The sequence below is a fragment of the Treponema sp. SP13 genome, assembly GCF_050938355.1.
Classification (GTDB): domain Bacteria; phylum Spirochaetota; class Spirochaetia; order Treponematales; family Treponemataceae; genus Treponema_D; species Treponema_D socranskii.
In genome coordinates, this window is the sequence record NZ_JADOVM010000002.1 from 350,986 (window position 1) to 370,890 (window position 19,905).

Here is a 19,905-nt window from a genome sequence, read left to right on the forward strand (position 1 = left end):
TTCCTCCGGAATTTTTTGGAGACAGGCAATACTTATTTTGCGGCCGCTTCTGCAGGAGAAGCAAAAGTCACATTGAACAGTTTTTTCATGCGGGACTTTTTGCGCGCGGCGGTATTGTGTTTGAGAACGCCTTTGCTGCGCGCGGAATCGAGTTCTTTTTGAACGAGATTGTACAAGTCTTCCGCCGTTTTTTGATCTTTGCGCTGCACAGCTGCAACGAAGTGTTTTACGGCCGTTTTGCACCGCGACTTAATCGCTTTATTATGAAGGCGGCGCGCTTCGCTCTGCTTAAATCTTTTTTCCGCAGACGTCTGTTTTTTTGCCAAAGGAAACCCCCAGTTAATGACCTAAAATGAATGTACATATAGTATCGAAGCGCTTCGCTTTAGTCAAGCGTACGGAAAATCTCATCGAAAAACTCATACATGATTTCGATATCTTCCCGAATTATACAAGTTACCGATTTACAGATAATTCATATTTACAATCGGGGACTGTACATTCTTTTTGAAAACGGCTATAGTAATCGAACGGATATAGAAATCAACCGGATATAAAACAGGAAGAGGTGCAATTATGAAAAATTACCACACAACACTCAGCGAAGCCGGAGTCAGACCCTCGGTACAGCGCGTCGCAGTCTATTCCTATCTGTGCGAACATCCCGTGCATCCGACGGTGGAAACGCTCTCCGCTTCCCTGTCGCCGGAATATCCGACGCTGTCGAAAACGACCATATACAATACGCTGAAATTATTCGAAGAAAAAAAGCTCGTGCATTCTCTCAAAATCGAAGACGATAAACTCCGCTACGACGCGGACATACGACCGCACATCCATTTTAAATGTGAAAAATGCGGCAAAGTTTTCGACGTCTTCGACGATGCGAACATCGCCGACTATATGCTCAAGTGTACGGACGCCCTTCCGGAAGGCTTTGCCATGACAAAGATGCAGACCAATATGTGGGGCATTTGCCGCGACTGCGCAAAGCGCTGACGCAATTTCGCTCAATCGTCCGCCGTTTTTTCCCGATATTCTAAAAAGAAATCTATCGGGAGAAAATACGATGATTAAAAAGACACTCACATACGCTGCCTCATTCATTTTCTGCTTTGTTATATTTGCATGTACGTCGACACCCAAAGAAAGATCCGTCGTCGCATTGATTTTAAGCGGTAAAGGAAACGAAGCGAAAAGCCTTTTCCAATCGAAATACGATATAAACGAAACCGGCGCATCGGGAAATACGCCGCTCCATGCAGCCGCGATCGTCGATGATGCGGATTTGGCACTCTTTTTATTGATAAAAGGCGCCGACGACACAAAAATCAATTCCGACGGAGATACACCTCTGCATGCCGCAATCAAAAATGACAGCTTAAGCGCAGCACGAGTTTTTGCCGAAAACGGAAGCGGTGTTTTCGTACACAATGCGGACGGAAAAACGGCATTCGAAGCGGGATTGGAAAAAAGCGATGTCTACGAAACGGCGTTTATCACGCAAAAAACCGGAAGAGAACGCGATACGGACGGCAACACGATCGTCCACTATTGCGCCGCGCTGAAAAACGAGAGCGCCGTACGCGCGTGCATCAAAAAAGGCATTCCCGTTTCCGTACAAAACAATGCGGGAAAAACGCCGCTCGACATCGCGCTCGAAGATTTCGGCGACGAAAAATCCGTCGTAATCGCAGCCGATTTAATAACGGCGGGAGCCGAAACGAACAATGTGCAATTTTCGTATTTTCAAACCGCAGTTTCCGAACGCAACGTCAATTACCGATTCGGCGACGGGCAGACACCGCTCCACATCGCGTCGATAAAGCATCACAAAAGCATCGCGCGCTATCTCCTTGTAAACGGCGCCGTTACATCGGCACAGGACATAACCGGCGCAACACCGCTTCACGAAGCCGTGCGTTACGGCGACATCGATATCGCAAAAGCGCTGCTCGAAAGCGGAGCTGACGTAAACGCAGAAGACAATCTCGGAAAAACGCCCGTCATGCTTGTCATTCCCGAAGATAAGCGCGAAGCGATATACCGCATCCTCATCGCGCACAAAGCCGACACCACAAAAAAAGACGCTTACGGCGATACCGTACTGCACACGGCGACGATGACATCTCTCTCTCCCGTTATCCTCGAACTGCTTGTCGCATCCGGGGCGGATGTAAACGCGCGGAACAAAGACGGCGTTTCGCCTCTTTTGATTGCGGTACAAAAACGCAATTTCGCCCACGTCAAATTCTATGCCGATCGCGGCGCCGACATCAATTCCGCCGATAAAGCGGGAGACACTCCCCTCACTCTCGCGTTCAAAGACGGACAGGCCATGCTCGAAATGCTCGTCAACCGGACGAACGCGTTTTCACACGATTCGAACGGCAATACGCCGCTTCACACGGCGATCATCGTCGGCGCACAGATCGAACAGATCCGCTACCTCGTAAGTCTCACCGACGATATAAACGCGCGAAACAAAGACGGCAACAACGCACTCTATCTCGCAGTCGAAAGGAACAATAAAAAAATCGGCGAACTTTTGCTTGCAAAAAATGCCGATATATTTTCGACAAACAACGCCAACGATTCGCCGCTCCACCTTGCGCTCAAAAAAGGAGGCGATACGCAAGGCTGGCTCATCACATCGCGCACGATCAGTGCGACCGACGGAAGCGGCAACACTGCTCTGCACTACGCAGTCGAATGGGGACTGAAAGCTGCGGTTGTGTCACTCATCGAAAAGGGAGCAAATCCCGAAGCAAAAAACGCAAACGGTGAAACTCCCCTTTTCAGTGCGGCAAAGACGAACGATCCGGCTATGATCGCCCTCATCGTAAAAGGCGGCTCGTCGATAAAAGTGCGCGACAATTTCGGAAGCAGTCCGCTTCATACCGCCGTCCGCTGGGATGCCGATGCATCCGTACGGGAACTCGTACAGCTCGGTATCGACGTAAATGCGCAAAACGTTGCAGGAAAATCCGCGCTTTCGGAAGCCGTGCTTGCGGGAAAACTTTCGACGGCGAAATTATTAATCGATTCCGGAGCCGATATAAACGCAAGCGACAACACGGGACGAACGATCCTCATAGATGCGATCAAAGGGCAAAACACAGGCGTCATCTCGATGCTGCTTTCAAATAAAGCGAATCCCCAGATTCAGGAAATCAACGGACGGAACGCGTATCACGAAGCGGTGCTGACAGGAGACGCACGCATCATCGCTTTAGTGCGCGATGCAGGAGGTAAAGCGCTCTCCCGCGACAAAAACGGAAACACGCCCTTTTCACTTGCGTTTGACAAAAGCGACGGCATCGTAAAAACCGTGCTCGGAAACGACAGGACGATAACCGACAGCGACGGCAATACGCCTTTTCACATAATCGTTCAGGCAAAGGGACCGCTTCGAATTCTTTCCCTGCTTGCCTCTCTCGGCTATCCCTTCGACACGCGCAATGCCGAAGGCATGACACCGCTCGGTTATGCGGTCGAAAACAACGATGAAAACTATGCGCGCATTTTACTGCAAAACGGCGCGAATCCTTTTTCATCGATCGACAAAAAAGGGCGGAACGCGGCAACGATCGCGCTTGCAAGCGAAGAGCGTATACTTGCCGATATAGCAAAATATGCCGGAACGAAATCCGATATACAAGGCAATACGCTCCTGCACTATGCATCTCGCACGGCATCGGCGGACACGATACGAAAACTCCTCGCATACGGACTCGACGCAAACGCAAAAAATATTTCCGGCGAAACGCCGTATATGACGGCTCTCCGCTGGAAACGAAACGATGCGGCAAACGTGCTGAAAGCTGCGGAAAACGCAAAGCGATAGGAAAGAAAAATGAAAAATGAATTGCACGATTTTATAACAAAATTGTCTGCGACGACATTGAATGTTTCAATGGCAATTCTTATTTTGATGCCGCAGGGATGGGCTGTCATTGCGGCAATACTATCGCTTGAAGTCGCTCTCTTTTATTTTTTTCTAAAACGCGAATATGAATTTAAAAAATTATTTTGGCGATTAGCGATTTCAAACTTAGTGAGCGGAATATCGGGATTTGTATTGTCATTGTTTTTAAACGGGGGTTGGCTGGGTGTTTTCTGGTTTCCGTGGGTAGGTTCCCACGAAATACAGTTTATGAGTCAGTTTTTTATTTTATATTTCTTCATTATATTCGCGATAACTTTATTGATAGAAATACCGGTAAATATAGTATTATTCCGAAGACTCGGCATACATCCCAAACAAACCTTTTTCATTTCTCTGATAGTAAATGCAATAACAAATATCGGTTGTGCATTCATTATTTATTTGTTCAGTTTTAATATTATAAAAATAGGATGACAAAGTCTGTTACAGCTTAAGCGAACGGATATCGCATACAGGATTAAGATATGAAAAAAAATTTTTTTGTTTTTGCTGTTTTGATTTTTGCAAGCGTATCTTCTTTTGCGGGAGAAAAAATAAAATGCGTAAAAGAAACGTATACCTATCCCGACTATAACGGCGGAGTTTATACAAATGAATTTTATTTTATAGAAAACTTTGTCATTCATCCTCTTAATTTTGCGGGCAGAAAATATATTTTGTTTTATAAAGATGAAGACGGTGAGGATTATTATTCGTTCGGAGAATCTTACCCGAAATATCTCGGCGGAGGAATATTTTCGGGAGCAGTTTACGGAGTCGGAGATCCGCCTGAAAGGTTGAGTAAAAAAACCGAAGAAATTTTATATGACAAAAACGACTTTTATCGTATTTTGGCAAATGAGTTCTACAGATGGTATTTAAAGAAAGAAGCATTCAGCTCCGATTTTGATTGTTTGGAAGATTTTATCTGCGGTACCATGAAAGTATTTTCAAAAGAAGATTTACGTATTTTGCGGAATACGATCTACGCAAAATACGGCTACATTTTCAAATCGAAAGATTTAAATGATATTTTTTCAAAAACCGAATGGTATACACCGAGTGAATATTTTAATGAAAAAACCTTCAGTCATTTGGATGATTGCTTTCTTGAAATTATTAAGCTCTTGGAAAAATGAAAAGATAGTAAGGATGAAAACCGTTTACCCTATAAGCCGAGTGTAGGATGCATATTTATGCAATTTTATGAACATCAAAAATTAATAATTTTTTTTGTAAATTTGTAAAAAAACGCTGAAAATCGACCTGTTTTAACGGGATCGCCGCTATTTCTGTCGAATTTTTTGATTGTATAAATATGCATCAGTATAATATATTTATGCAATCAAAAGAGCGGTCGCGGAAATAGAAGCATACGCATAAGGGGTTGCCGAAAAGGGAATCGACTTTTGAGACAGCTTCTTGACATAACGTACGATTATTCGTACGTTTATACTATGAGGGAGGTATGTAAATGGCAGTAATAACAGCGACGGCAGCCAGAACAAACCTTTATAATTTAATTGACAGAACAAAAGATTGTCATGAACCGATTATAATTTCCGGTAAAAGAAATAATGCGGTTTTAATTTCAGAGGACGACTGGAATGCAATTCAAGAAACCTTGTACTTGTGCTCTATTCCGGGAATGAGAGAATCAATCATTGAAGCAAGTAACGAACCATTGGAAGAGAGCATTAAGGAACTTGACTGGTAATGTGGACTGTAGTTTATTCAAAACAGGCGGCGAAAGACAGTAAAAAAATTGAACAGGCAAATCTGAAACAAACGGTAAAACATTTAATTGAAATTATAAAGAACAATCCTTTTGAAAATCCTCCGCCTTACGAAAAGTTAGTCGGTGATTTGACAGGAAAATATTCAAGAAGAATTAATATACGGCACCGTTTGGTATATGAAGTTTTCGAAAAAGAAAATACCGTTCGTATTCTAAGAATGTGGACTCATTATGAATAAAACCTGACACCCGCTTCAATGCTGACAACACAGTCAAGCCGTGTTGCAGGTTAAGCGGTAGTTAGGCGGATGCGTCATTAACACATGACATAATAAGAAAAGAGGAAAAAATGTTTAATAAAGGTGATGTTGTTAGATTAAATAGAAAATCATCCATCTAATTATATACTTAGGAATCGCTATTATCGCTTTTGGGGAAGGTTTAGGATTTCAAAAAAGAATATTGGATAATACTAATTAAGAAATAATTACAAAGGGCACATATATTTTATTAGATGATTTTAACACAAAAATAAACTCGAATTATGTTTCTTTAAGAGAATATAATCAAATACAAGCCGTATTCACATTATCCCGAATGCGACTGCTCGGCATCTTTTTCTTTTTTCCAATCGTTGATAAATTTTTCGTATGCGTCGATCTGCGCGTCGAGAGCGCGCTGTACGACGGCGCTGCGTCCTTGCCAATTGTTTCCGTCGATTTCATACAGTACCTTGAGCGTCATCTCGAGCGTTTCGATCGTCAAATCCTTATCCTGTTCACGACGACGGGCGAGCATACGCAGTTCACCTTCAAAACATTCGTCGTACTGCCGCTCGAGAGAAGTCAATGCATCTGTCATACAATTATAGTACACAAGATATTGGACTTTTACAAGCTTTCGTGATACTATGCATAGGATTTCAACGCAGGGGCGGAAACGGGTTATGAGCACACAGGCAGTAAAAAAAACAAAAAAAGGCGCGGCACAAAAAGCGCTCGAAGAAAGTTTTCAAGAACTCTGCCGCCTTATCGCCGAAACGGACGACGAGCGCTTTATCCGCGATTTTTTCGGCTGTCTTTTTACGCCTGCGGAACGGAAGGACTTTGCAAACAGGTGGCTTCTCGTCAAAGAAATCGACAAGGGCACAACGCAGCGGGAGATCGCAAGGAGATTCGGTATGTCGCTGTGCAAAATCACGCGGGGATCGCGCGAATTGCACAAAAAAGAAAGCGCGTTCCGCCGCATGCTCGAAAAATTAAAATGCGAATAAATGAAATAGGAAGTCGGCGGACGGCTTAGCCCGTCGCATACATACCGGCGCGCAAAATCGAAGGTTTAAAAGCGCCGCTGAAATGGCGCGGCGCTTTTAACTTCGAGTTTTCATTTGAAAACTCGCGATATACGTGTGCGCGCACGAATTGCACGCTCCTACATCCGAAGATTTACTCGCTGTGCAATTTTAAGGAAGGTTTAAATTGAACGTCTGAGATAGCGCCGTTCAATTTAACTTCGAGTTTTCTTTCAGAAAACTCGCGGATGTACGTGTGCGCGCTTGCGCACCAATGCGGCATTTTCGAAAATCGACATTTTCTGCAATGCCGCATTTTAAGGAAGCAGCCGCTACTGTACGAGAAGGCAGCGCACGCGGTGACCGCTTTCCGTTTCCGTCAATTCGGGAAGTGTTTCACAGCACGCTTTTTCCACATGAGGACAGCGGTATGCAAAGGGACAGCCCTTTTCGGCTTCGAGCGTCGTCTTTACTTCCGCGTTCGATGCCGCTTCTTTTCCGAGCGCGCCGTCGAACAAAAGCTTCGTATACGGATGCAATTTCGTCTCATACAGATCGGCGGCAGGAGCTTCTTCGACGAGGATGCCGCGGTACATGACGCCGATCACATCGCAAAAATAAGAAGCGGCTTTCAAATCGTGCGTAATAAACAAAAAACTTAAACTCCGCGTTTTTCGAAGATCGTCGAGCAGATTGATGATCTGTCCCTGAATCGAAACGTCGAGCGCCGAAATCACTTCGTCGCAGATGAGCGCTTCTGGTTCCATGATAAGAGAGCGCGCAATCGAAATGCGCTGCCGCTGTCCGCCTGAAAATTCCGACGGACGGCGGAAAAGGTCGGCTTCGCTCATGCCGACTTCTTTAATAATTTTTACTGCCCTTTCTTTTGCATCGTCTTTTCCGCGCCGTTTTGACGAATAGCGAAGCGGAGAGGTCAGGATTTCATAGACGTTCATACGCGGATTGAGCGAACGTGCGGGATCCTGAAAGATATATTTTACTTTTTCGCGGTAAGCGCGCATTTCGTTTTTCGTGTACGATGCGATGTTCCGCGCTTCCCCCTCTTCCGGCGCATAGCGTATTTCCCCCGATGTCGGTGAGTACATGCCGACCAAAAGACGCGCCGTCGTCGTTTTGCCGCAGCCCGATTCTCCGACCAATCCGTACGTCGTTCCCCTCCGTATCGAAAAGGATACGTCGTTTACCGCGTACACCGTCCGCTCTCCGCGCGCAAAAAATCCCGCTTCGAAGCTGAACGTTTTAGAAAGATGCCGTACTTCGATTATCGCGCCGCTCATTTTTTTGCTCCTCCGTCGATTTTCATCTCAGGGCACGACCTTCCGTCGGTAGCGCAGGATGAGCGCACAAAGGCGCATCTCGGAGCAAAGGGGCAGCCCCGCTCGGGTGCGGACGGATCGCATACTTTTCCCGGAATCGATTTCATGCGCTCTTTCGTATAATGCATACCGAAGTTTGCGGAAGATGCAAGGAGCGCTTTCGTATACGGATGGCGGGGGGATCGCACGATCGATTCGGCGCTACCCTCTTCCATCACTTTTCCGCCGTACATGACGATGATGCGGTCTGCGATGCGCGAAACGACATCGATATTGTGGCTGATAAAGATGACCGAAAGTCCCCTTTCTTTTTGCAGACGCATAAGAAGCGAAACGATCTGCGCTTGAATCGTCACGTCGAGGGATGTCGTCGGCTCGTCCGCAATGAGCAGTTCGCAGCCCTGTGCGAGAGCGAGCGCTATGCCGATCCTTTGCAGCTGACCGCCCGAAAATTGGTGCGGATAACTTGCCAGTCTTTTTCGCGGATCGGGAAGCCCTACTTCTTTCAAGAGCGCTTCGGCTTTTTCGTACGCAGCATCCTTTGTACAGCTTTTGTCAATCGTGCGGAGCGCTTCGAAAAACACGCTTCCGACGGTTTGCAGCGGATCAAAGGAAAGCGCGGGCTCTTGAAAGATCATGCCGATTTTTTTACCGCGGAATGTCCTCAACTCTTTTTCACCGAGCGCAGATAGCTCCGTCCCTTCAAAATACACGCGTCCCGATCGAAATGTGTTTTGCAGAAGGAGATCCGGGATCGCACTTACCGTCACCGATTTGCCGCTTCCCGATTCCCCGACGATACCGAGCACTTCGCCCCTCTGCATCGAAAACGAAACGCCGCGCACGGCATAGACATCGATGCGTTTTCCTTCACGGAAAACGGTAAAGGTAACCGAAAGATTTTCGACCGAAAGAAAATTGCGTGCCGCCGGATACGCACTTTGCACATCCGGCGCACTTTCCGTATCGTCCGCCGCGCCTATGTCGAAAGCGGAGGGAGCGGTACGGCTGATCTCGCCGAAAGCCTGCACTTTTTTTTGCCGAAACTTTTTTCCGGCGAAAACCGCGTGATACGGATCGAAGTAATCGCGGAGCGCGTCGCCTAAAAAATTGAACGCGAGCGTTACGATCAAAAGCAAAAGCACCGGCGCGAGCAGCCACGGATAATTTTGCAGGTTCGAAAGCGTTGAAATATTGCGGTTGATGAGTGAACCCCAGCTGACGGCAGGATCGCTGATACCCAGTCCGAGATACGAAAGCGTCGTTTCGCTCATGATAAAGCCCGGTACGCTGAGCGCAACGCTTACGATGAGTAGGCTCGCCGTCTGCGGTATGATGTGGCCGAAGATGATAACTGCCGGCGGGATTCCCTCAAGACGCGCGTTGAGAATAAAGTCTTCACGCTTTATCGCATGCACCATGCCGCGTATCGTTCGGGCACTCGACGGCCAGCCGACGAAAGCGAGGATCAGCGTGATGAGCGCGTAAGAAGTACCGCTGTCCGTCTGCGTGTGCAAAAGCGAACGCAAAAATAAAATGAGATACAGGCTCGGAATGAGCATAAAAAATTCCGCAAGTCGCATGAGGCTCCAGTCCGCAGCCCCTCCGTAAAACCCCGCAAGTCCGCCCAAAAGGACGGCGAGCAGGAGCGAAACGGCGGATGCGGCAAAACCTATCGTAAGGGAAATGCGGCTTCCGTAGACGATGCGCGAAAAAAGATCGCGGCCGAGGTTGTCGGCGCCGAGGATAAAGACGGGATAGAGTTCACCCTTTTCGTCGGGGATCGTGCCGAAAAGGTGTCGGCTGCACGGGATAAGCCCGAGCAATTTGTAAGGTTCACCTTTTACAAAAAACGTTACCCTTCGGTACTTTCCTTTGACGCGCGCGTATTTCCACGAAACGGGATCGAGGACGCGGCATTCCTGTGCTGCGACTCCCCGTTTCGTTATGCGGATGTTCGCAGGATGAAACGTATCGCGGCCGAAACTCATCGATGCGGGATAGGGCGCAACGAATTCCGCAAAGAGCATTACGATATATAAAATTGCAATGACGATAAGCGAAGCGAATGCGATGCGTTTCGTCTTTAAAAAATTAATAAATTTTTTCATGCGCGCCTCACTGACTTCCGTAGCGGATGCGCGGATCGACAAAGGCGAGCGCGATATCGGAAGCGATCATACCGACGAGAACGAGGAACGAAATAAACATACTGTTCGCAAGCACGAGATTGATATCTTCCTGCAAAACCGCTTCATACATAAGACGCCCGATGCCCGGATAAGAGAAGATGATTTCAAGCACGAGAGAACCGGAAAAAAGACCCGCAAGCAAATTCGCGCTTCCCGTGATATACGGATTGAGCGTATTGCGGAACGCGTGATTGAAGTACACCCGCTTTTCGCTCGTACCGCGGGATCTCAATGCGGTAATATAGGGCATTCCCATTTGATCGAGCATCGTCGCGCGTATCATGCGGAGCGTTGCGACCGTCCCGCCCAAAAACGAAGCGAAGAGCGGAAGAAATGTGTGATGCATATAAGAAAGCGCAAATCGTCCGGGAGAGAGCGAAAACGGAAAATCGGGATAAGCGGTCACCGGAAAAAGACCGGTAGCCGATGCGAAGAGCTGCAGCAAAATCAAAAGCAGTATGCCCGGAAACGCGTGAAAAAAAAGCGCGACGAAAGTTACAGCCGTGTCGAGTTTCGTACCCGCTTTGCTTGAAAGGTAGACGCCGAGCAAAAAAGACGTAAAGGTAATGCACACGAGCGAAATGAGATTCAGCACGATGGAATTGACCAGGCGCGATTTTATCAAAAAAGAAACCGGTGCGCGAGAAACGAGAGACACGCCCAAATCGCGATGGACGACGACGCGGACGAGCCACTTCCAATACTGCACGAAAAAGGGACGGTCGAGTCCGTACTCCGCGCGGAGGGATGCCATCTGTTCGGAAGAAAACGCGTTGTCGGCTTTTGCGCCGGAAGATGAAGGAGCGCTTTGCGCACTCGACATGATCTGCTGCGTCATCATCCGGTCGACGATATCGCCGGGAGCGAGCGCCATAAGAGCGAACATCGAAAGGCCGAGCAAAAAAAGAAGGGCAAGCATCGTAATAAAACGGGCGCTTATATACGACGCGAGCGGAAAGGTTTTTCGAAACCTCCGCCACGGAAACGAAAGCGAGCCGAACGCGGCAGCGATTATATTGTTAATATTGATTTTATCCGTACTACGCATCACAGTGTCCTATTGTTTAATAAAAACGTAATCGAGCATCGCACCGTTCAGATTGTCGTAATACACGTTCGACTGATCCCATCGGCTTCGAATCGCAAAAAAGCTCCGGGGGCGGACGAGATAGATGACGGGACACTCGTCGAGCAAAATCCGCTGGTATTCGTTCCAAATCGTAAAGGCCGCATCCCGATCTATCGTATAATTTCCCTTACTGTAGAGCCGGTCAATACGCGCTTCCCATTCGGTTGCGGGAGCCGCCTGCAGCGGGTGCCACAAGTGCAGGTTTCCGGACGAGGGCCACACGTTGCTCCCCTGCGACGGAAAGAGCGGAGTGCCGAGCGCGATGATCACCGACTGCCAATCGTAAGTTGCCGTCAAAGATTCGACGAGCTTTTGAAAATCGACTTGGCGGACGTTTACCTTTATGCCCGCCTTTGCGCATTCGTCGGCGATGATCTGCGCGATATCGTTTGCAAGCGTACTCGTCGACGGAATCGCCAAATCGAATTCGACAAGAGCACCTTTCGAATCATAGAGAACGCCGCCCTTCTCTTCCATGCCGCATCTCTTTAATAATTTCCGTGCTTCGTCGACGTCGTAGCGCCAGCGGAGCGTGATGTCGGGGTTGTAGTACGGATTTGCCCGAGAGAAAAAATAGTACATCGGCTCGGCAAGTCCCCGATACGTCTGCACGATGATGCGCTCGCGATTTAAAAGGCAGCTCATCGCCTGACGGAATTCCTTTTTCGTAAACCACGAATAAAAAGGTTTTTCTTCGTTTACGGGATTTTGATTGAACGACCACAGAGAAGATCCGAGCGAGCCTTCGGCGTTGAATACCGTAAAATCTCTTTGATCGGCGACCGCTTCGTTTACGTCTTCGGGACGGAGCTGATACGTTTCGAGTTTTCCCTGACGGAACAAAAGGTAATCCGTGTTTTGATCTCCGACGATCTGCAAAACTTTTTCTTCGGGATAAGGTTCCGCGACTCCGTTTACATCTTTATTCCAATAGTGAGGATTGCGCTTGAGCACGATGCGCTGAGAAGGCGCATATTCTGCGATATACCACTTGCCCGCCGAAGGGAGAGATCGCGGAGAAGACGCGATGCTGAAAAGATTTTTTACCGCATCGACGCCGCCTGCCTCTTTTGCCGGACGATAGATAAAAGACGGACAGATATTCATATTGACTGCAAGGAGGGGTTCGGCGACGATGCGCGGAAACAGAAAATCGAAACGCTTTTCATCGATTTTTACGATATCGATACGGCGGACGGAACCGTCGTCCATCGTCATAAACTGCTGCGGATAACCTGAGCTTTGAAAGGCTTTGTCGCCCGCAATTTCATCATACCAAAAAACGACATCGTCGCTCGTAACGGGAATCCTTTCAGGCGAATCGTAATACGTCCAGTACATATCGTCACGGAGCGTACAGTGCAGCGTGAGCGTCCCTTTTTGCTTGTCGATGTCGATCGCGTAAGAAGCGGCGCGCGGCGACCACTTTCGAAGCGTCGGATCGTAATCGAAAAGAAAATCGGTCGTCTGCGCGATAAGGGAACTCGACGATGCATCGCGTTCGGCGATATAGTGATTGAACGTTTTCGGATCGGTCATAACCGAATCGTACCACGTACCGCCCGCCCTTCCCGGAACATAGGGGCCGCCCGTCCACGGCTTCGATCGAGTGTGCGAAAGCATTTCGCCGTTCATCGCTTCAATCGCCGAATCGATTTCTTTTTCGGTCATTTCGGGAACGCGCGTACACGAAGCACAGACGCAAAGCAAAGTGGCGGCAAATATCGCTATACGCTTCATAGCTTATTGTCGCACATTGAAAAGAACGCGTCAACTTGCGAGGGTTTTCGTCTTATATAATATCATCGCTTATGATTAAATCTTTTTTTTGGAAATAAATATTGCGGTACTCCGAGGGTGAAATCCCTATGTACTTTTTGAAAATAGCCGAAAATGAAAATTGATTGTCAAAGCCTAAAATATGCGCGATTTCCTTGATCGATTTATCGGTTGCCGTCAAATAGCCTGTTGCAGCGCTTATTTTTAAATGATTAAAATAACGATGCGGAGTCGTATGTACTTCACCCCGAAAAAGACGTATAAAATATTCGGGAGATATATTCAATTTTTTTGCCAAATTTTTTACTTTGAGGTTTGTATTTACGGCTTTTTCCATATATTGTATGGCACGCACTATAATAATGGATTGTTTTTTATCGGTTAAACGTGTTTTTTCAATATAAGTATCTTTATCCGCATCAAACCATCTGAATATAAAGCTCGCCAGCAAGTATTCGGCCGCACGATTAAGATGAACTTCCGGAGATTTTGCAAGCGTATAAATTTCTTCAAGCTGAAAACGTATATGTATATCAACGGAAACGAATACGCGATGTTTTTTTAACGAAAAAGACAGTATCCGATAAAGGCTTTGCGATAGTTCGTCTTGATCTTCAACCGAAAACAAAAACGCATAGTACGTTATCGGCTTGATAACAGCTTCCGGTAAGATAGAATGAAAATCATATGCTCCGCTTAAAAATACTTTTCCCGGCTCTATGGGATACTTTGCCGTATTTTGCAAAAAAGAGCCCGTACCCTCAAGAAAAACATGTACTTCAAATTCTGACACGTCGTGCGCATGATACCTTCCGTGCCATCGTAACCGTTCTCCCGAAAACAGACGATATACATATACGGCATCTTTTATTTTCATAAACCGCATTATTATAGGTTTTAAAAATCCGTTTGACAAGACGTAGGGAAAGGCTGCGACTTTAGAGATAAATTTTATTCTATATTTCGATGTCGCGCTGCCATTTCAGAGTGCGTTATGTTTAATCTTTGCTGGAGCAGCATTATTATGATATCAAAGAGCAAAAAAAGGTGCTGTTCAAACAGGTTTCCCATCGGTTGAATCGATTCCACAACAGGATCAACGCCCAAATAGACGGCAGCCGGAACAAACAATACCTTATGTGCCAATTGCGATGCGGCTTTTCCGGACGGCGAACCGGTTACAACCGCTACCGTAGTTTGTGCAGCGAGCGCTCGCTCTATTACAAAATTTATATGTCCGATATTACCAGAACCGTTTACGGCAATCAATAAATCCCCTTCATGCATACCCGGGGTCGTATCATCCCAGATCCAATGAACTTCTTTTCCCAAATGCATTAACCGCATCGCAAAAGCTTTTGCAGCAATACCTTCTCGTCCCACCCCTATGACAAAGATTTTTTTTGTATTGGAAATTACATCGATAAAATCTTGTAACTGATCAATTGATTGACGCTCAAACACCGCCCGATGCTCCGCTAATATTTTTTCATAGAGCGTCTTGTATTCTTCCGCTAACTTCATTTATACCTCCTAATGTTAATCTTTTTTAAGACTTTTAAAAATCGCTTATTTTCCTGCGCTATTCCCATAACAAAAATCAACATAACTCCCCAAATTAATTTTGTTGCAAACGGAGATAGCTGCATAATGGTAAAAGCACTGAATAGTATTTGCATTAAGATAACGGCTGTAACTACGCCGAGCACTTTACCTTTCCCTCCTGCAGGATGAATTCCTCCTATAACGCACACTATAAGAGAACTCAAAGAGTAAGCCTCGCCATAACCGACCTTTGCAGAATTTACTCTACTTATAATGGTAATACTTGCGCATCCTGCCAATAACCCGATAATCGTAAAAGTCCAAAATGAAATCCTTGCATTATTGATCCCGGAAAACAATGCCGCTGTCGGATTCTCTCCATACAAATACAGCTTGCGCCCGAAACGTGTAAATGCAATAATTATTCCCAAACAGAGCGCCGTACCGATAAAGAAAATAAAAATAACGGGAATCCCGAAAATTTCCATCAGCCCTATTGCTGTAAAACGTTCAGGAAACCCTACAATACTTTTTCCTCCGGTTAAAGCCGTCCCGATTCCCGAATAGAGAGTCATAGTGCTCAATGTCGCTATAATCGACGGAACACCGAATTTCGAAACCAGAAAACCGTTGAAACATCCCAATAACGTGGAGACCGTAAAAATCACGATAACGGCACATACGATTTTCTGAGATTCGGGAATTACTTGCAAATACTTCCCTGTCAATATGGAAGCCGCCAAAATTCCGGATAAGTTTGCATTGGCGATAATTGACAAATCAATTCCCCCAATCATAAAGGCTAACATCATACCGAGCGCAACAAAGCCGAATTCAGGTATTTGATATGCCATCGACTGAATATTTCTGGCAGAATACATAGATTGCCCGAATAAAAAACCGCATAGTATTAAAACTATAAGTGTTACAAAAAGCAGTGCTCCCAAATTTTTATCGTACCCGTTTCTGACCGTTCGCATATACAACCCTCAGTGTTCACCTTTCAAAACTGAAAATCAACTGTTGTTTATTTTTTAGTAATGTACGCAATGATGTAATCGATGCGGCAATCGTTAAAACGCTTCCCACCGCCAGTTTATTCCAAGAAGACGTTAAACCTAAAAAGATAAGTGTCGAATTAAACAAATAAATCAATAGTATACCGAGTATAACGCCCAATATCTTTCCCTTTCCCCCGGTAATACTTGTTCCCCCTATAACGGCTCCGGCGATAACCATCAATTCGTCACCGACTAATTTATCCGGATATACGGCATTAACCTGACATACGTAAACCACACCGGCACATCCGGCAAGTATTCCCATATAGCCATACGCTATCAAACGGAGAAAAAGCGGATTAAAACCGGCACGGCGTGCCGCATCTTCGGAATTACCGAGCGCTACAATTTCTCTTCCGATAATTGTTTTGTAAATTAAAAACCATGTCGCAAATACTACAGCCGCCACTATAAGCACACTGGAAGTAAGACCGACGGTTCCGTTTTTTGTATGAATCAAAAACAAAGTCGCAGAACCGAATTTCGAAAACGATTCCGGCAATAAACCGGCACCGTATGTTTTCGCGCCTATAAAACAAGCCATGATACCGTGAAATAAATTTTGAGTGCCTAATGTTATAATAAAGGTGGGGAGCTTCAACCAACTGATAAGCCATGCGTTGAACAAGCCTAAAATCAATCCGATGCTCATAGAGATACCGAAAGCAATAACGATATTCGAAATATTTAATGAAAGCAGGATTTTCGTTGCCGTATAGCTTCCAAATAAGGCAATAGCCATAAAAGAAATATCAATACCGCCGGACAGCATTACGACAAACAGCCCCATCGCAATTATCAGTGTGCTGGAAGAAAATCTAATAATATCAAAAAAAGAATCTATATTTAAGAATGCGGGGTTGACGATTCCCACTCCCACGGAATAACACAACATAATTCCCAATAAAACAAATTCCGATTTGCTAATATGACTGAACCGTATTTTCATTATCTTTTTCCCCATAATCTTCATTTATAAATTCTGTTATACTATTTTTAATATTTGGTTGCGCCAACTCAGTTTCGTCAAAGTATTTGATACATTCTCCTTCCGTCATAACAATTACTTTATTACAGTTACAAAGAATCTCTTCGATTTCATCTGAGATTAAAATAATCGACATATTTTGCTTTGCAAGATTTTGTATAATCTCGTATATCTCAGCTTTTGAACCGATATCAACACCTACCGTCGGAGAATCCATGATAAAAAGTTTGGGATTAGTTGCCAACCATTTTGCAATTACGGCTTTTTGTTGATTCCCTCCCGATAAATTTTGTATTTGCGTCAGAATATCCGGCGGCTTTATATTAAGATTTTTTATCGCCTCTTGTGCATACTGCCTCTCTTTTTTTACGTCAAAAAGGAACGAACGGTGTACCAACATATCGATTACGGCAGAGGAAATATTCTGATTAACGCTTCTTTCCAAAAACAAACTTTGACTTAATCTGTTTTCCGGGAGCAATGCAATTTTTTCTTTTTTTGCAATACCGGGAGAACGCATAGTAAAAAGTTTACCGCCTATAGTTACTGTACCGGCATCCGGTCTGTTAAGACCAAAAAGGGACAAAGCCAATTCCGTTCGTCCCGCCCCCAAGCGTCCGATAAAACCGAGAATATCTCCCGAACAAATGTCAAAAGAAATATTTTTGTAATAACCTTTTTTAGTCAAATTATGCACTTTAAAAAACGCCTGTCGGTTTTTAGGCGGTTCATAGTGAGGATATTTTACGGTCCTTCCCGTCATATAAAACGAAAGTTTTTCTTTTGTCAATTCAGATCGGGGAAAATCATCTATTTTACAACCATCTCTAAAAACAGTTATGGTATCGGAAATTTTAAAAATTTCATCGAATTTATGGCTTATAAAAACAATCGATAAACCTTTTGCCTTTAAATCATTTACAATCGAGAGCAACACGTCAATCTCTCTATGGGTCAGTGCGGTCGTCGGCTCGTCCATAAATAAAATTTTAGCTTCGAGAGCTAAAGCTCTGCAAATAGCGGTTATTTGGCGATTGCTAATGGACACTTCTCTTATTGTACTTTTTATATCTAAATCCACCCCTATTTGACTTATCGCCTCTCGTGCGATTTTTTCTATATCTCTATTTGTTATTATACGCTTTTTAGCTTGCCGGATTTTATTTAACGCGATATTTTCTCCGATAGTCATATGTTCGAAAAGCGCCAAATCCTGATATATAACCTGTACTCCTCCAGCCATAGCTTCAGAAGGGGTTAATCTTGTATATTCACGGCCATTAATACGAATATATCCGGAATCGGGGGTATATACGCCGCTCGCTATCTTTACCAGAGTCGATTTTCCCGAACCGTTCTCCCCCGCCAAACAATGAATTTGTCCGCTTTTTAATACCAAGTCGACATTTGACAAGGCCGTTACACCTGGGAATGTTTTTGTAATATTTCGCAAAGTTAATAATTCCGTATGCTGCATTTGGTTTTCCTTGCGTTCGTTAACTAAAGCAATCCGGCATTAACGATATCCGGACTGCTTTTAATAATAATTAAAATTTATATGTACTTACATTTTCTGCAGTAAATATAAGAGGGGCAAATCCATAAGCGATATTATTTGCGACCGTAACATTTTCATATCCTTTTGCTTTCAAATCTGTTCCGGTTTTTACCGCTTCACCTTTTACAAGCAAATATGCGGCATATGCCGTCGCATAACCGGCATCCGCCGGCCGCCACGCTTGTCCGTGAACCATACTTCCGTCTTTTATATAATTTGCAGACATTGACGGCAATGCAAGGGATACCACTTTTACATCCGTTCTACCCTTGTCTTTTAAAGCTTGACAAATTCCTCCGCCGTGCGCAGAGCAATCAAAAAAAGCTTTTATATCGGGGTAAACTTTGAGAATTTCAACTGTCTTATTGTACGCCTGTTGAATACTGTTACCGTCTTCATATGCCTCAGACGAAATATTTTTCATTTCCGGATATTTGCTTGAAATTTCTTTGACCGCAGCATTATACCATTCCATATGTGTCGTCATCGTTAGACCACCCACAAAGCCGGCATACAAACCTTTACCGTTGCAGGCTTTAGCAAGCGCTGAAGCAAATATTTTTCCAAAATCTTCACCCTTAAAAGCTTCAACATCCAAATCTACATATTTTGCGATATCAGGCGCTTCATGCGTAACAACTTTGATACCGGCTTTTCTCGCTTTTTGGATGGTCGGTATAAGCGCTTTTGGGTCATTCGGTACAATGCAAATAGCACTAACTCCTTGGGAAATTAAATTTTCCATTATACCTATCTGCAATGCAGGATCGCCTGATGCAGGAGTTTGCACATAAATATTTAAACCGGTATCCTTTTTTAATTGTGCGATTCCCTGCGCCATATCATCAAACCACGGGTCGCTTTGTTTAACGATCATAACGATAGACGGCAGACCGGATTTTTCATTTTGTGCAACCGACGATTCCGCGCTACCTCCCGCAGAAACAATATTGACTAATAGAGATGATATAACAATTGTAAAGAAATAAAATTTACGTTTCATCAATTTCCTTCCTAAAAATAATCGAGTTAATTTTAAAACAAATAAACTCTGAATTTACTTGTTATCCTGTTTTTAAAGTCGGTTCTCCCTACCGAATACGCATGTATAAATACTCAAAATCATTTGTACTGACTATACCAATAAACCTCCTCAATTCAAATATTCCCAATATCAGCGCTGACCAGTATAATTATAAAATGCTTTTTTATAAAACCATATACCGTTTTTTGATTTCATATATAAAAAATTGATATCAACATCTTATGCAGGCGATAACTTCTTTTCATGCCTGCAATATATAAGAATATACAGAAAAGGAAAAATATGATAAAATTCAAAATAACGGACATGATAAT

General features: G+C 44.7%; 19 protein-coding genes. 7 read left to right on the plus strand and 12 right to left on the minus strand.

Features of this window, described 5'->3' with window-relative positions:
• Positions 1-32: 32 nt before the first annotated feature.
• Positions 33-326, minus strand: coding sequence for a 30S ribosomal protein S20 (gene rpsT / locus IZU26_RS05760; RefSeq protein ID WP_021331221.1), 294 nt, complete (start codon positions 324-326; stop codon positions 33-35).
• A gap of 250 nt (positions 327-576) precedes the next feature.
• Here rpsT and IZU26_RS05765 point away from each other — a divergent pair, with 250 nt between their 5' ends.
• From IZU26_RS05765 to IZU26_RS05790, 6 genes are all read left to right on the plus strand, one after another.
• Positions 577-999 (plus strand): Fur family transcriptional regulator, encoded by a 423-nt coding sequence (locus IZU26_RS05765; RefSeq protein WP_433277452.1) that lies wholly within the window; start codon positions 577-579, stop codon positions 997-999.
• A 70-nt stretch (positions 1,000-1,069) separates the two neighbouring features.
• A complete protein-coding gene (locus IZU26_RS05770; protein ID WP_433277454.1) occupies positions 1,070-3,847 on the plus strand; it encodes an ankyrin repeat domain-containing protein in 2,778 nt (925 codons plus the stop codon).
• A 9-nt stretch (positions 3,848-3,856) separates the two neighbouring features.
• The gene (locus IZU26_RS05775; RefSeq protein ID WP_433277456.1) at positions 3,857-4,363 is read left to right on the plus strand and encodes a hypothetical protein; all 507 of its coding nucleotides are present in this window, start codon (positions 3,857-3,859) and stop codon (positions 4,361-4,363) included.
• Between the two features lie 50 nt (positions 4,364-4,413).
• Entirely contained in the window at positions 4,414-5,067 is a 654-nt protein-coding gene (locus IZU26_RS05780; RefSeq protein WP_433277458.1) for a YARHG domain-containing protein, read from the plus strand.
• 335 nt (positions 5,068-5,402) lie between these two features.
• Positions 5,403-5,645 (plus strand): type II toxin-antitoxin system Phd/YefM family antitoxin, encoded by a 243-nt coding sequence (locus IZU26_RS05785; RefSeq protein WP_253724775.1) that lies wholly within the window; start codon positions 5,403-5,405, stop codon positions 5,643-5,645.
• Entirely contained in the window at positions 5,645-5,905 is a 261-nt protein-coding gene (locus IZU26_RS05790; protein ID WP_315324555.1) for a Txe/YoeB family addiction module toxin, read from the plus strand. The genes IZU26_RS05785 and IZU26_RS05790 overlap by 1 nt, the downstream gene beginning before the upstream one ends.
• 349 nt (positions 5,906-6,254) lie before the next feature.
• On the opposite strand, the gene IZU26_RS05795 is transcribed toward IZU26_RS05790, so the two are convergent.
• On the minus strand, positions 6,255-6,527 hold the full coding sequence (locus IZU26_RS05795; protein WP_433277461.1) for a hypothetical protein: 273 nt from the start codon (positions 6,525-6,527) through the stop codon (positions 6,255-6,257).
• A gap of 85 nt (positions 6,528-6,612) precedes the next feature.
• Between IZU26_RS05795 and IZU26_RS05800 the strand changes: the two genes are divergently transcribed.
• Positions 6,613-6,939: a Trp family transcriptional regulator gene (locus IZU26_RS05800; protein ID WP_433277463.1), complete on the plus strand. Its 327-nt coding sequence runs from the start codon at positions 6,613-6,615 to the stop codon at positions 6,937-6,939.
• Positions 6,940-7,289: 350 nt separating this feature from the next.
• On the opposite strand, the gene IZU26_RS05805 is transcribed toward IZU26_RS05800, so the two are convergent.
• From IZU26_RS05805 to IZU26_RS05850, 10 genes are all read right to left on the minus strand, one after another.
• A complete protein-coding gene (locus IZU26_RS05805; RefSeq protein WP_433277465.1) occupies positions 7,290-8,255 on the minus strand; it encodes an oligopeptide/dipeptide ABC transporter ATP-binding protein in 966 nt (321 codons plus the stop codon).
• Entirely contained in the window at positions 8,252-10,405 is a 2,154-nt protein-coding gene (locus IZU26_RS05810; RefSeq protein ID WP_433277467.1) for a dipeptide/oligopeptide/nickel ABC transporter permease/ATP-binding protein, read from the minus strand. The genes IZU26_RS05805 and IZU26_RS05810 overlap by 4 nt, the downstream gene beginning before the upstream one ends.
• Before the next feature lie 7 nt (positions 10,406-10,412).
• Positions 10,413-11,534 carry an ABC transporter permease gene (locus IZU26_RS05815; RefSeq protein WP_433277588.1) on the minus strand — a complete coding sequence of 374 codons (1,122 nt, stop codon included), beginning with the start codon at positions 11,532-11,534 and terminating at the stop codon, positions 10,413-10,415.
• A gap of 9 nt (positions 11,535-11,543) precedes the next feature.
• On the minus strand, positions 11,544-13,355 hold the full coding sequence (locus IZU26_RS05820) for an ABC transporter substrate-binding protein (RefSeq protein ID WP_433277469.1): 1,812 nt from the start codon (positions 13,353-13,355) through the stop codon (positions 11,544-11,546).
• Between the two features lie 52 nt (positions 13,356-13,407).
• Positions 13,408-14,271, minus strand: coding sequence for an AraC family transcriptional regulator (locus tag IZU26_RS05825; protein WP_433277471.1), 864 nt, complete (start codon positions 14,269-14,271; stop codon positions 13,408-13,410).
• Positions 14,272-14,345: 74 nt separating this feature from the next.
• Entirely contained in the window at positions 14,346-14,918 is a 573-nt protein-coding gene (locus tag IZU26_RS05830) for an SIS domain-containing protein (RefSeq protein ID WP_310823234.1), read from the minus strand.
• Positions 14,915-15,886, minus strand: a complete 972-nt coding sequence (locus IZU26_RS05835; RefSeq protein ID WP_433277475.1) for an ABC transporter permease — start codon at positions 15,884-15,886, stop codon at positions 14,915-14,917. The genes IZU26_RS05830 and IZU26_RS05835 overlap by 4 nt, the downstream gene beginning before the upstream one ends.
• Before the next feature lie 49 nt (positions 15,887-15,935).
• The gene (locus IZU26_RS05840; RefSeq protein WP_310823232.1) at positions 15,936-16,964 is read right to left on the minus strand and encodes an ABC transporter permease; all 1,029 of its coding nucleotides are present in this window, start codon (positions 16,962-16,964) and stop codon (positions 15,936-15,938) included.
• The gene (locus IZU26_RS05845; RefSeq protein ID WP_433277477.1) at positions 16,924-18,465 is read right to left on the minus strand and encodes a sugar ABC transporter ATP-binding protein; all 1,542 of its coding nucleotides are present in this window, start codon (positions 18,463-18,465) and stop codon (positions 16,924-16,926) included. The genes IZU26_RS05840 and IZU26_RS05845 overlap by 41 nt, the downstream gene beginning before the upstream one ends.
• Before the next feature lie 70 nt (positions 18,466-18,535).
• Positions 18,536-19,549, minus strand: coding sequence for a substrate-binding domain-containing protein (locus tag IZU26_RS05850; protein ID WP_310823230.1), 1,014 nt, complete (start codon positions 19,547-19,549; stop codon positions 18,536-18,538).
• Positions 19,550-19,905 lie beyond the last annotated feature (356 nt).

What these genes read in the sequence shown, in the direction of transcription:
- IZU26_RS05765 (WP_433277452.1), top strand. Translation starts at nt 577, where the DNA reads ATGAAAAATTACCACACAACACTCAGCGAAGCCGGAGTCAGACCCTCG.
- IZU26_RS05770 (WP_433277454.1), top strand. Translation starts at nt 1,070, where the DNA reads ATGATTAAAAAGACACTCACATACGCTGCCTCATTCATTTTCTGCTTT.
- IZU26_RS05775 (WP_433277456.1), top strand. Translation starts at nt 3,857, where the DNA reads ATGAAAAATGAATTGCACGATTTTATAACAAAATTGTCTGCGACGACA.
- IZU26_RS05780 (WP_433277458.1), top strand. Translation starts at nt 4,414, where the DNA reads ATGAAAAAAAATTTTTTTGTTTTTGCTGTTTTGATTTTTGCAAGCGTA.
- IZU26_RS05785 (WP_253724775.1), top strand. Translation starts at nt 5,403, where the DNA reads ATGGCAGTAATAACAGCGACGGCAGCCAGAACAAACCTTTATAATTTA.
- IZU26_RS05790 (WP_315324555.1), top strand. Translation starts at nt 5,645, where the DNA reads ATGTGGACTGTAGTTTATTCAAAACAGGCGGCGAAAGACAGTAAAAAA.
- IZU26_RS05795 (WP_433277461.1), bottom strand. Translation starts at nt 6,527, where the DNA reads ATGACAGATGCATTGACTTCTCTCGAGCGGCAGTACGACGAATGTTTT.
- IZU26_RS05800 (WP_433277463.1), top strand. Translation starts at nt 6,613, where the DNA reads ATGAGCACACAGGCAGTAAAAAAAACAAAAAAAGGCGCGGCACAAAAA.
- IZU26_RS05805 (WP_433277465.1), bottom strand. Translation starts at nt 8,255, where the DNA reads ATGAGCGGCGCGATAATCGAAGTACGGCATCTTTCTAAAACGTTCAGC.
- IZU26_RS05810 (WP_433277467.1), bottom strand. Translation starts at nt 10,405, where the DNA reads ATGAAAAAATTTATTAATTTTTTAAAGACGAAACGCATCGCATTCGCT.
- IZU26_RS05815 (WP_433277588.1), bottom strand. Translation starts at nt 11,534, where the DNA reads ATGCGTAGTACGGATAAAATCAATATTAACAATATAATCGCTGCCGCG.
- IZU26_RS05820 (WP_433277469.1), bottom strand. Translation starts at nt 13,355, where the DNA reads ATGAAGCGTATAGCGATATTTGCCGCCACTTTGCTTTGCGTCTGTGCT.
- IZU26_RS05825 (WP_433277471.1), bottom strand. Translation starts at nt 14,271, where the DNA reads ATGAAAATAAAAGATGCCGTATATGTATATCGTCTGTTTTCGGGAGAA.
- IZU26_RS05830 (WP_310823234.1), bottom strand. Translation starts at nt 14,918, where the DNA reads ATGAAGTTAGCGGAAGAATACAAGACGCTCTATGAAAAAATATTAGCG.
- IZU26_RS05840 (WP_310823232.1), bottom strand. Translation starts at nt 16,964, where the DNA reads ATGGGGAAAAAGATAATGAAAATACGGTTCAGTCATATTAGCAAATCG.
- IZU26_RS05845 (WP_433277477.1), bottom strand. Translation starts at nt 18,465, where the DNA reads ATGCAGCATACGGAATTATTAACTTTGCGAAATATTACAAAAACATTC.
- IZU26_RS05850 (WP_310823230.1), bottom strand. Translation starts at nt 19,549, where the DNA reads ATGAAACGTAAATTTTATTTCTTTACAATTGTTATATCATCTCTATTA.